This is a genomic window from Oceanobacillus sp. FSL W8-0428 (assembly GCF_038004405.1).
Taxonomy (GTDB): domain Bacteria; phylum Bacillota; class Bacilli; order Bacillales; family Amphibacillaceae; genus Oceanobacillus; species Oceanobacillus sojae.
Map to the genome: position 1 here is coordinate 667,203 of NZ_JBBORB010000001.1, position 12,993 is coordinate 680,195.

Below are 12,993 nucleotides of genomic sequence, written 5' to 3' on the forward strand. Positions count from 1 at the left end.
CTCACATAGAAAGATTATAACAGTCTGTAGGATGAAATGCAATAGCAGTTAGTAACAAAAGATAAATAAGTCGAGTTAAATAACTTTACTTATCAAATTGACTTTTATTGACGATTCATACCTTTTCGCTTCATTTCCTCGTCCATCAGCTGTAAGAATTCCTCGTTATTCTTAGAATGCTTCAGACGTTTTAAGAAGCGGTCTAAGAAATCATTGGAATCCTGCATTGTTTTACGCAGGAGCCACATCTTATCGAGATGTGCTTTGTCTACCAGAAGCTCTTCCTTCCGGGTTCCTGAACGCAGGATATCGATCGCAGGGAAAATCCGGCGGTCTGCAAGATGACGATTTAAATGCAGCTCCATATTTCCCGTCCCTTTAAATTCTTCATAAATCACATCATCCATACGTGAGCCTGTATCTACTAAGGCCGTAGCTAAGATGGTAAAGCTGCCACCCTCTTCAATATTTCTCGCCGCTCCAAAAAAGCGCTTCGGACGGTGGAAGGCTGCCGGATCAATACCCCCGGATAATGTACGGCCGCTTGGAGGAATAACCAAGTTATACGCACGGGCTAAACGTGTAATACTATCCATTAAAACGATAACATCACGTTTATGTTCTACCAGACGCATCGCGCGCTCCAAAACAAGCTCAGACACTTTAATATGACTTTCAGGAACTTCATCAAATGTAGAAGAAACGACATCTACATCCGGGCCTACAGAACGTTCAATATCCGTTACTTCCTCCGGCCGTTCATCCACCAGTAAAATAATCAGCTTAGCATGCGGATGGTTTTGAGAAATGCTGTTTGCGATTTCTTTAATTAACATCGTCTTACCGGCTTTTGGAGGCGCAACAATTAAACCACGCTGACCGAAGCCGACTGGTGTCATTAAATCCATAATACGTGTCGATAATTGATTTGTTTCTGTTTCTAATTTAATTGGTCTGTTTGGATAAAGTGCAGTCAACGCAGGAAAATGCACGCGTTCTTTGGATGAATCCGGATCTGCATCATTCACCGCATCTACATGTAACAGACCATAATAGCGTTCATTTTCTTTCGGTGGACGCACTTTTCCGGAAACCTTATCTCCATTTCTTAAATCAAAACGCCGGATTTGCGAAGCAGAGATATAGATATCCTCTGCACTTGGAGAATAATTAATCGGGCGCAGGAATCCAAATCCCTCAGAAGGAATAATCTCTAAAATTCCATCCATAAATAAAAATCCATCTTTTTCTGCTTGTGCTTTCAATATTGCAAATATTAACTCTTTCTTTGTCAATTTTGCGTAATAAGAAATCTTATAATCTTTTGCAAGTGTGTAAATCTCTTTTAACGTCATTGTCTCTAAACTAGAGATTGTCAGTGTTGCCATTAAATCACCACGCCTGTTCTAGGTTCTTTTAAATATTTCTAATGGGACAAACAGCCCCTTGTCCGACTGCTCTTGTATTTCTGTAAAACTTTTTGATTTTTTTCTGAAGTCATGTCTTATTCGGCAGAATGCGGACGGATACTATTAAACTCAGTCCTGTTTCACGGGATATAATAATCCTCTCACGAAACAGTCTTCTATTTTAAAAAAATAAATAGTTTGTTTACATATCACTATCATACCCTAACTGCAGTAATCATTATATTTTGTATACGCTTCATTAAATTCAACCTCTAAAGGATTTAGTTAAAGAAAATAATTCACATTATCTATCTCTATTTGGGAAATGATATGTACCTGGTTTCAAAATCTTGCTGACTTCTTTAATTACATCTACCAAATCCTTAAATTTAGAAGCACTATTTTTTATAACTGTATTCAGAACTGATTGCCTTGTATACGGAAGGAAATACTAAGAAGAGTCACCTTGTTCAACAGAAGCAATTTAGAAGCTGTTAACTTTATTTATACAACTGACAACGTATTTTATATCATGAAGACTTGAAGCTCCTTTTTATAACTTACTGTCAGCCGTCTGATCAAATCGCTTATCTTTATTAAACATCTATTATCATACTCTTTTACGAAAAAAGATTCAATAGACTTTTTTGTCAAAAACAGAGGAATTTTATCTCATGTTGTAAAAATCTTTTAAACATCGTCTGAGGCTTTAAAAATTTTATTAAAATATAAAATTTCCCGGGAATTATTTGAAGTTACTTGAGGATAGGGCGTGTTTTATTTTAGTAAGAGGTTTTAAAAAGATGCAGGAAAATGATACACCTATATCAAAGAATCTGCCAAGCCATCCATATACCCTCAAGAATGCTATATAATAAAAGAGAAGGAGTAATCTTCTCTTTTATTATATACATGTACTCTTAAGAGGATGCTTAAAAAGTACAACAAAAGTATATTCTGATCTTTTGCCTGTCTTTTTAAACATGCTCTTTAAGTATGCTGGTCCTGATAAATTTCTGATTCAGACATTTCTTCTCTCCAGATAGTAGCTCCCAGAGAGGAAAGCTTATCCGTTAAATTTTCATAACCGCGGTCAATATGATCCAAACCAGTAATTTCGGTTACTCCATTTGCAAGTAAACCGGCTATTACAAGTGCTGCACCGGCACGGAGATCACTTGCTTTCACTTTTGCGCCTTCTAAATGTACCGGTCCAGAAACTATCACAGAGCCGCCCTCAACTTTAATTTCAGCATTCATCCGGCGGAGTTCATCGATATGCTTTAGACGTGCAGAATAAATGGTATCGATAATAACACCAGAATGGTTTGCCTGTGTTAATAATGTCGTTAGCGGCTGCTGTAAATCTGTCGGAAAGCCGGGATAAACCAGTGTCTTAATATCCACACTATTTAAAGATTTTGTTTTGGCAACATACAATTGATCATTGTGAGATTCAATATTAACATTCATTTCCCGTAATTTTGCAATTAAAGACTCCATATGCTGCGGAATAACATTGTCAATGACAATTTCTTTCCCCACTGCAGCTGCTGCAATAGCATAGGTGCCTGCTTCAATACGGTCAGGAATAATGGTATGCGTACAGCCGTGTAAAGAAGGAACACCATCAATGCGGATGACATCAGTTCCGACACCTTTAATCTTTGCACCCATATTTGTTAATAATGTTGCAACATCAATAATCTCAGGTTCTTTTGCAGCATTTTCAATAATTGTTTGTCCTTTTGCTTTTACCGCTGCAAGCATAATATTGATGGTAGCACCAACACTGACAACATCCAGATAAATACGTGCACCGCGAAGCTCCTTCGCACGCAAATAGATAGCTCCCTGCTCATTTGTTACTTCTGCACCAAGCGCTTCAAAGCCTTTAATATGCTGGTCGATTGGACGCGGGCCTAAATAACATCCTCCAGGTAAACCAATGACTGCTTTATTAAATTTTCCAAGCATGGCACCCATGAAATAATAGGATGCACGTAACTTTTTGACTCTTCCGTTTGGTAACGGCATGGCAATCATCTTTTCTGGATGAATCGTCATATTCTGACCATCCCGGTATACTGTTCCACCAATTTCTTCTAATAGAGCACCTAATGTGTCTACATCAGAAATATCCGGCAATCCTTCAATTGTCACCGTGGAATCTGCAAGAATAGCTGCAGGCAATAAAGCCACTGCGCTATTTTTCGCACCGCTGATGTGAACTTCTCCAGACAGTTCATGCCCACCCTCAATTAATAACTTTTGCATGTAAAAACCTCGTTCCTATGGAAGTATACTCCACAAACTGTTTTGTTCAGCTGCATGTTCTTTCTCTAAACCTTGTCTTATTGTCTGCCGTTTTTCCTGCTCTATACAATTATTTTTGTTTATTCCAATCTGCCAAGAATTTTTCAATTCCCTGATCAGTTAATGGATGTTTTACCAGTGATGATAGAACGTTAAATGGAATTGTTGCAATATGCGCACCATTCAATGCAGCGTCCGTTACATGAACTGGATGGCGGATAGAAGCAGCAATAATCTCCGTCTGGATAGAATGACGGTCAAAGATTGCAGCTACATTTGCGATTAGTTCCATGCCATCTTGTCCAATGTCATCTAGTCTTCCTAAGAATGGAGATACGTATGTCGCTCCAGCTCTTGCTGCCAGTAGAGCCTGATTAGCATTAAAAATTAATGTTACGTTTGTTTTAATGTTTAAATCACTAAATGCCTTAACCGCTTTCAAACCCTCAAGGGTCATAGGAACCTTTACAGTAATATTCGGTGCAATTGCTGCAAGCTCTTTCCCTTCTTCAATCATACCTTCTGCGTCTTCAGAAATAACCTCTGCACTAACAGACCCGGAAACTTCTTCTGTGATTTCACGGAGGCGGTCATGGAAAGAAACGCCTTCTTTAGCCACCAGACTTGGGTTGGTTGTAACACCTGCCAAAATTCCCAGCTTATTAGCTTCTTTAATATCTTCAATATTAGCTGTATCGATAAAAAATTTCATTAAGATTACCTCCCCGAGATTTTGTAGCAAAAGCTGTACCAATGGTACAGCTTTTGCTGAATATATCTTTTTTAGATGAAGTTAAAAAGTTCTTCTCTTCAGCCCTTTTTAACATACATTTTTAATAAAATCAATTACGCATTATTGGAAGAACCAAATTCACGCATTTTACCAATTACTGTTTCTTTAATAGCTGCAGTTCCTGGTCCTAAATATTTACGTGGATCATATAAATCAGGTTTTGCTGCCAATGTTTCACGAATCGCTTTTGTTTGTGAAATTTGATTTTCTGTATTTACGTTGATTTTAGCAGTTCCTAAAGAGATTGCTTTTTGAATATCTTTTGTAGGAATACCAGTTCCGCCGTGAAGCACTAATGGTACATTTACTAAATCTAAGATTTCTTTCATTTCAGTGAACCCTAAGTTCGGCTCTCCCTGATATGGACCGTGAACAGAACCTAAAGCCGGAGCTAAACAATCAACTTCTGCTTCTTTAACAAGACGTGCACATTCTTCTTTGTCTGCATAGTTGATGCCGCCGATAACACCATCTTCTTCTCCACCTACAGTACCAACTTCTGCTTCAACAGATACACCATGAATATGAGCAAGTTCAACCACTTTCTGTGTTACAGCGATATTCTCTTCAATCGGTGAATGAGATCCGTCAATCATAACAGAAGTAAATCCTGCATGGATTGCTTCTGCACAGCTTTTAAAGCTTGACCCGTGATCCAAGTGGATTGCGACAGGAACAGTTGTCCCATAAGAATCCATTAAAGATTTAACCATAGCAACTACAACATTATAGCCGCCCATATATTTTCCAGCACCTTCAGAAACACCAAGAATTACTGGTGATTTTTCTTCTTGAGCTGCTTGGAGAATAGCTTGGATATATTCAAGGTTGTTAATATTAAACTGACCTACTGCATATCCATTCTCTTTTCCTTTTTCAAGCATTTCCTTCATTGATACTAAAGGCATACCAAGTTCCTCCTTCAAATTCATCCGCATGATGAATCACTGACAATATTCATTACACTATAAGAATACCAATTTCATGACTTTATCGCAACAAAGTAGCAGCGATTCATTCTTTTTTCTTCAAAATTTCTTCTACAATGTGACGTAATTTTGCAACATTAAAAGGTTTAGAAATAATTTTTTCAGGTAACTCTTCTCCTATTTCCTGTTTTGCAACTTCCGGCAAACCGCTAATGACGACAATTTTTGTTTTTATCTTCATCTGTTTGATTTTTTGTATAACAATATTTCCGTTATAAACAGGAATATGATAATCCAGAATTACTAAATCGCAAGGAGATTTTGATAAATATTCTATCGCTTCTTTTCCGTTCTCTGCAAGAGAAGTACAATATCCGGCTGACTGAAAAACTTCCTGAAGCAACATACGAATTCCTATTTGGTCATCCACAATAAGGATTGATTGGCTCATACTTACCCTCCTCCGATATATTTAATTTTTTGTTTAATTTTAAATTTCGATAGTATTAATTTAAATTCCTGCTTATTCATTTGGAATCGTTATTTTTGCCTTCATTTCAGCTTGAAGCTCTTACGACTAAAGTCGCAAGATTCTAAGGTTTTATTCTTACTTCACTCCTGAAAATTTTGAAGGCTGACCACTCTCAGATTTCCCAGACTTTTGCAGGCAGGGCAGCTGAATTCACTATTATTCTCCCGTCTTTTCACTGCTTCCCTCTTTCTTTTTCAACAGATTCAACAGAGCAGGCCCAGTTCCGCAAGTATTTGTTAAAAGTTTTGATTTTAATCTGTGCCGATGAAACTGCTGTTTTCCTGATACACCTCAACCATAACTTTAGCATATGTGGCATGCATTGTTCATCTATTTTTGGGTTTGGTAATTTTTCAAGAACCCTTTATTCATTTCCAAAAACAATAGATACCGCTCTCCTATCAAACATTGCTTCTTTTGCATGTTTCTAATCAGCTGACGACATAAAGCATCCATGCTGTAAATTGTTGAATGTCCACCAATATATTCAAATTATTACCCTAATATGGGCATTCATAGTTCCAACCCTGTGACGGCTTCTTCTTCATACACTCCTCACTCATTCAAAATTCTATTGTGTCTGCCCTTTAAAATCACAAAAAGAGACAGCTTGTTTTCCACTGCCTCTTCAAGTATTTCCTTATATTAAATTTATCTGGAATATTCCCGAAGTCCTTCTATTCCCCTCCTCCACGCATATATTTTATCCCATACTATTTTGATAAGAAGCATACGTCTTATCCAGCAGCTCTGTGCTGATTTGTTTCATCTCGGTTCCAGAAAGCTGGTTGTCGCTGATCCAGATTTTATGATTTTGAATTAGCTTCTCACTAAAATTACGTGCCCATCTGGCATTAGCTTTTTCTGATTCCGGAAGATGGCGATAAATGTCACTTACCACCGAACGAAGATAAGCTGAATCTACCTGCCAATGCTTCGTAATATTTTTTTCAACGACAGTAGCAATATCATCCGGATGGTAATCTGGGAAAATAATTTTCTCTGGTATCCGTGAGCGCAGTCCCGGGTTCATATCCAGGAATTTTTCCATTTCCTTTGTATAACCTGCTAAAATTACTACAAATTTATCTCTGTAATTTTCTAAATAAGTAAGTAAGGTTTCCACAGCCTGCTTTCCAAAGTCATTTTCGCTGTTATTAGTCAGTTGATAAGCTTCATCAATAAACAGAACACCGCCCATTGCCTGATTAATAATTCTTTTTGTATTTTTTTCTGTATGGCCGATATAGGAGCCGACTAAATCAGCACGGTCAACAACCTTTACATTTTTACTCGGAAGGATATCTAAGTAGTAGAATAAAGAAGCAAGTATATTTGCTACCGTTGTTTTTCCGGTACCGGGATTGCCTTCAAAAATCATATGATATGTCGGGTTAAAGGGCAGTTCCCCTTGTTCCGCAAGCATTTTATCAATTTTTACCTGCTTCACTAAGCGCTGTACATAGTCTTTTATTTCTTCCAGCCCAATTAGGTCATTTAATTGGGACAATAATTCGGTTATTTTCTCTTCTTTATTTTCACCGCTATTTCCTATTAAAGCATCTATATCCTTACTTAATATAGTCTGTGTATCCTCGGAACCCATTTCAATAACGCGGTTCGCCATGGTAATGATTAATTTCTGATTGAAATTACGGACCCATCTTGCATTACTTTCATCAACACTGCGGCCATATTGATTCATCACCACTTCTTTATACTTTTCTTCATTCACTATATAGTCCTGATCCAGTATATCCAAATAACCAATTTCAGCAATTTCAAAGCTGGAATAGTCATCAAAAACAAATTCATTCGGAATCCGTGAAGCTAAACCGCTGTTCATCGTCAGGAAATTTTGCATATCGTCAAAATATCCGGCAAAGATAATCATAATTTCATCACGATTATCCTCCATGAATTTTAAAATGGTCTCTACAGCCTCTGCTCCAAAATCATTATCTGAAGCGCTGTGCAATGCGTATGCTTCATCAATAAATAAAATGCCGCCACGGGCACGGTCTAACACAGCCTGCGTTTTTGGAGCTGTCTCACCAATATGGAGACCGACCAGGTCCTTTCGCGTAACCTCTACAAAATTATCTGCTGGAATTACTCCTTCTTGATACAATACTTTTCCCAGCAGTCTGGCGACGGTTGTTTTCCCTGTTCCTGGATTTCCAAGAAATATGGAATGTAAATTTAACGGCGCTGCTTTGAGTCCCTTCTGTTTTCTAGATTGATTAAACTTAATTGTATTAATAAATTGCTTAATCTGCTTCTTTAATTCTGTTAAACCATACATTTCGTTTAATTGCTCTAGAGCAGATTTTTCTTCTTCCTGTAAAGGCTCTTTCTTCTCCAAGGTCTGTTCATCTATTTCTTCGTCCAACTGATCTGCTTCTCCGTTACCAGATTCTGTTTCTTCGGCAAACTGTTCCTCTGAATTTGTCTCTTGAAGAACAGCATTTTGACTGGCGCTCCCCTCAGCAGTCTGTTCATCTATATTCTGAACAAATACACGTTCACCACTTGCTTCCACGGTTGACTGGTCATTATGATAAATATCAAAAATATTGCTTTCTCCGAGTTCTATTGTATTAATAATTAATAAACCGTTATCTACATTTGCTTCAATATGGTCTTCATCTCCATTGACAAGTGCTAAATTAGCACGGGAGCCTGAATAAACTGTAAGCACATATTTATTTGGATTTTGCCGTGGAAAGTCCAGAACTCCGGCAGACTCAGCATTCGATTCATTTTCTAAGTATAGGATTACCTGCATTTGTACATTATTCAAGTATACCTTGGATTGGCTTGCATAAATGGAATCAGCCACCGTAGAGGTGATTTCAAGCTTCGAGCTCTCTTGTATATAGATTCCATACGGCGAATCCTGATTAAAATAGATTTCTGATGCAGAGATATTCAGATATGAATTCACACACCAGATGGTGGGATATCGCCCGGTTTCTTCACCGTTTACAATAACATTTTTTAAAAACAAGCTTGAGTTGCCGCTGATATGAAGTGCATTCATCTCCCGTGGTGCAGACAGCATCAGATTGGACAAATTCAGCTTCGCATTATTCTGCAATGAAAAGAAACCGTTGAGTACTACATCATTTGGCTGATTTCCTGCTCCTTTAATCTCCAATTCATTTATATTATAACCTTTCGGAAAATGATATGTACCCGGTTCAATAAGAAGCGTATCTCCTTTAGAAGAACTTTTGATAGCATCCTCAAAGCTTTTCTTCCCAAACCCTTTGCCAACCTTCCATATATGTCTCATTCCTTACACCTACTTTTCTATTTTTCTAGCATTTAGTGCTGCTAATAATATTCCGAGAACTCCCCATAAAAATGAAGTAGTCCAAATAAAATAATAGAACATCACTTTCACCACGTACCAAATCAGCAAAAATAACATGGAATTTATATTAGGGCTCTTCCTGTATGTCGGGTAGAGCCAATAATATACTCCAGGCATAAAATTTCTAAAACGTATTGCTATGCTCCCCATAACAATTACCGAAAAGGGAAAGAGAATGGCATTGATTAAATGAAATATAGATGGAAAATTAAAATTGGATAAGCTCCCATTACTTAAAATTAAAAAGATAATCGCCAAAAGATAAGAGTTAACCCAAAATAATTTATTTTGAAGCGAAAATACCATTTTTATATTTGCCAATTTCCCCTGCTTATTTTCATCAGCTGCTGTGTGCTGCGCACCAAAAGCAGCCTTTTTTTCTCTTACAGCTTCTTCCTGTACATGACTGCCAAACGCATTTTCTTTCTTGTTGGCCGGCTTGAACGGCTGCTGATTCAATTCTGTATTACTTTCCTCCAGTTCGCTGCCTGCCCCAAAAAGCTTCTTTTTATCACTCACTGTCCGTCACCTGCTTTACTTAAAATTCCTATCAAAAATTTTTAAAGAGTTCGACAATAAAATCATAGTTATTCTGTTATTTTATTTCTCCAAATACCTGCTTATGTACTTTCCAAAATGCGTCGCTAAAGCATAACAAGCTTATACTCTTTTCGACTTTTAAAAACATTCTTTTTATTTCCATATTTGTATGTTATATTAGCATAATTATTTATATAAGTGAACGGAGAGACTTATAAAAGTGGATGTTTAATCGAGTGAACAGATGAAAAATCTTCTAATATGGTTCCCTTGTTTCCCTAATATGTCCCTTGCATATATGAAAAACCAAGAAAATCACTTGGTCTTTAAAATACTGGTGTTCTTGCCAAGGAGATGTCCACTGCGACAGTTTTCAATGGGACGAGTAATCGCAAGTCCCAGGAAGTCGCTTTTCGCGGGCTGCGTTCAGCATTTTTTGCTCTCTTATTCTAAAAAAATGGAGATACGCATCAATTACAGATGAATATCTCCATTTTACTTTCATTTATTATTTTTGATTTTCCACGGCTGCACCGATAAATCCTTTAAATAATCCTTGCGATCTTGTTGGACGAGATGTGAACTCAGGATGGAATTGACATGCAATAAACCAAGGATGATCTTCCAGCTCAATGGTTTCGACAAGACGTCCATCCGGGCTTGTACCTGAGAAGATAAGCCCTTTTTCTGCCATTTTCTCACGATACACATTATTGAATTCATAACGATGGCGATGTCTTTCTTCTACTACATCTGCTCCATCATAAGCTTCTTTTGTTTTCGTTCCTTCTGTTAAATGACATGGATACAGTCCAAGACGCAATGTACCGCCCAGGTCTTCAATATCCTTTTGTTCTGGCAGTAAATCAATAATTGGATATGGTGTTCCTGGATTAATTTCTGCAGAGTGTGCACCCTCTAAGCCTACTACATTCCTTGCAAATTCAACAGTAGCTAATTGCATCCCTAAGCAAATACCAAAGAATGGAATCTTGTTCTCACGTGCGTAACGGATAGCACTTATTTTCCCGTCAATGCCCCGATTCCCAAATCCGCCGGGAACAATAATTCCGTCTACTTTGGATAATTCAGCCTCAATTTCTTCTTCTGATAGCAGTTCAGAATTAATCCAATGAATGTTTACATTGGCATCATAATCATAGCCGGCATGTTTTAAAGATTCTACAACTGAAAGGTAAGCATCCGGAAGTTCTACGTATTTACCAACTAATCCGATTTCTACTTTTTTAGATAAGTTACGAACTTTATTGATCAGCTTTGTCCAGTCCTCCATATCAGCATCCTGGCAATCTAATCCAAAATGATCACAAACAATTTGGTCCATATTTTGCTCCTGTAGAGCAATTGGAACCTGGTAAAGTGTGTCTGCATCCATCATTTCAATAACTGATTTTTCGTTAATGTCACAGAATAAAGCAATCTTTTCTTTCATTTCTTTTGTAATTGCCATTTCAGTACGTAAAACAATCACATCCGGTTGGATTCCCAAAGAACGTAATTCTTTTACACTGTGCTGTGTAGGCTTTGTTTTCACTTCTCCTGCAGCTTTAATGTAAGGAACAAGTGTACAATGTACGTACATTACGCTATCGCGGCCAACATCACTTTTAATTTGACGAATAGCTTCCAGGAATGGTAATGATTCAATATCACCGACAGTTCCGCCAATTTCTGTAATTACAACATCTGCGCCAGTAGCTTCTCCTGCGCGGAAGACCTGATCTTTAATTTCGTTTGTGATGTGCGGGATGACCTGTACAGTTCCGCCAAGATAATCTCCGTGACGTTCTTTGCGGATAACGCTGGAATATACTTTCCCTGTCGTAATATTGCTGTATTTATTCAAGTTAATATCGATAAAGCGTTCGTAGTGTCCCAGGTCTAAATCCGTTTCTGCACCGTCTTCTGTCACAAATACTTCACCGTGCTGATAAGGACTCATTGTTCCTGGGTCTACGTTGATATATGGATCAAATTTTTGAATGGTTACTTTTAATCCGCGATTTTTTAATAAACGTCCTAATGATGCTGCTGTAATCCCTTTTCCGAGCGATGATACTACGCCACCAGTTACAAAAATATACTTTGTCACTTGTCCTCATCCTTCTTTCTTTATTTTTATGCTGTGTGCTGAACAATATATTTGGTCGTTCTTTGGAATGATTGTCCTGTCATTATCTTTTACATAGTCAGTAAAAGTTATCATGTCAGAACGGTTTTGCTTTTATTTCTCTATCTAACAAGAAAAGCGTTTCCCCCTCTCATCTCTCAGGGGAAACGCTTTGTAATTATATTCAAAGAGCCCAATAAAGATTCTACTGTTAGTCCATGTAAATGTCAAGCACTGAATTTAATCTGTTGTATTTCAACAATTGGACACCTTTAGCGGGTGGAAAAGCCTTCCCGCAAGCTGTTCAGCTTCTGTCTTACTTCCCTGTTCAAAAGCAATAAGAAAGCATGTTGAAGGACCTGCAGATGCTTGTAAATCAAGTACTGATTCAAGCTCCGTCCTCAGGCCTGTCCATTGTTGAAAGGTCGCTGCAATTCCTTTGGAGCCTACTGGCATGATTGATTTAATTCCTGCTGTATCAGCAATTTTTTTTAATAGAGCAGCACTTGGAATTTTCCCGCCGTTCTCAAGAACAGCCTGACCCGTAAAAGGAACTCCGATAACCGCAAAGCTCTCCCTGCCTGTCCATTGACACCTGTTTCTTTTTCCCCTTTTCCCAATCAGGGTTAAGCCAAGTCCGGACTGGAGAGTTTGAAAATTACTTTCCGTGCTTCCAGTAATGGGCAGCCCGGCAAACCCAGCTCCATTAAGTTCTTCGTACACCCCTGCTTTATAAGCCTGCCAGGCTTCTTCATTCGTAAAGTTTTGCATAATAACAGCAGCAGGCTCTGCATATTCTGCCAGACACTCCATTAACACTACACGGCAGGCAAATTTCCCGACTATCTGATTAGAGGTTTTCACCAGATCGGCTTCCTTTTCACCGATAGCCCCGCTGTTATCTGTCGCAATCACCAATTCCTTATCTGTTTCCAACGGTAAAATAATAGCATTTGTCATCCGT

Annotated in this window: 9 protein-coding genes; all 9 read right to left on the reverse strand. The window is 38.0% G+C overall.

Going from position 1 to position 12,993, the window contains the following annotated elements:
• Positions 1-104: 104 nt before the first annotated feature.
• Positions 105-1,388, reverse strand: a complete 1,284-nt coding sequence (rho, locus tag MKY30_RS02910; protein ID WP_147212416.1) for a transcription termination factor Rho — start codon at positions 1,386-1,388, stop codon at positions 105-107.
• A gap of 1,011 nt (positions 1,389-2,399) precedes the next feature.
• Positions 2,400-3,686, reverse strand: coding sequence for a UDP-N-acetylglucosamine 1-carboxyvinyltransferase (locus MKY30_RS02915; protein ID WP_147212415.1), 1,287 nt, complete (start codon positions 3,684-3,686; stop codon positions 2,400-2,402).
• A 109-nt stretch (positions 3,687-3,795) separates the two neighbouring features.
• Positions 3,796-4,437, reverse strand: coding sequence for a fructose-6-phosphate aldolase (gene fsa, locus MKY30_RS02920; RefSeq protein ID WP_156985160.1), 642 nt, complete (start codon positions 4,435-4,437; stop codon positions 3,796-3,798).
• A 134-nt stretch (positions 4,438-4,571) separates the two neighbouring features.
• Complete coding sequence (gene fba / locus MKY30_RS02925; protein WP_147212413.1) at positions 4,572-5,426, reverse strand: class II fructose-1,6-bisphosphate aldolase; 855 nt, start codon at positions 5,424-5,426, stop codon at positions 4,572-4,574.
• Between the two features lie 106 nt (positions 5,427-5,532).
• Positions 5,533-5,898, reverse strand: a complete 366-nt coding sequence (locus MKY30_RS02930; RefSeq protein WP_147212412.1) for a response regulator — start codon at positions 5,896-5,898, stop codon at positions 5,533-5,535.
• Between the two features lie 784 nt (positions 5,899-6,682).
• Complete coding sequence (locus tag MKY30_RS02935) at positions 6,683-9,277, reverse strand: AAA family ATPase (RefSeq protein WP_341082775.1); 2,595 nt, start codon at positions 9,275-9,277, stop codon at positions 6,683-6,685.
• A gap of 9 nt (positions 9,278-9,286) precedes the next feature.
• Entirely contained in the window at positions 9,287-9,877 is a 591-nt protein-coding gene (locus MKY30_RS02940; RefSeq protein WP_341082778.1) for a hypothetical protein, read from the reverse strand.
• A 529-nt stretch (positions 9,878-10,406) separates the two neighbouring features.
• The gene (locus tag MKY30_RS02945; protein WP_341082780.1) at positions 10,407-12,011 is read right to left on the reverse strand and encodes a CTP synthase; all 1,605 of its coding nucleotides are present in this window, start codon (positions 12,009-12,011) and stop codon (positions 10,407-10,409) included.
• 273 nt (positions 12,012-12,284) lie between these two features.
• Positions 12,285-12,989 (reverse strand): hypothetical protein, encoded by a 705-nt coding sequence (locus MKY30_RS02950; protein WP_341082781.1) that lies wholly within the window; start codon positions 12,987-12,989, stop codon positions 12,285-12,287.
• Between the last annotated feature and the right edge of the window lie 4 nt (positions 12,990-12,993).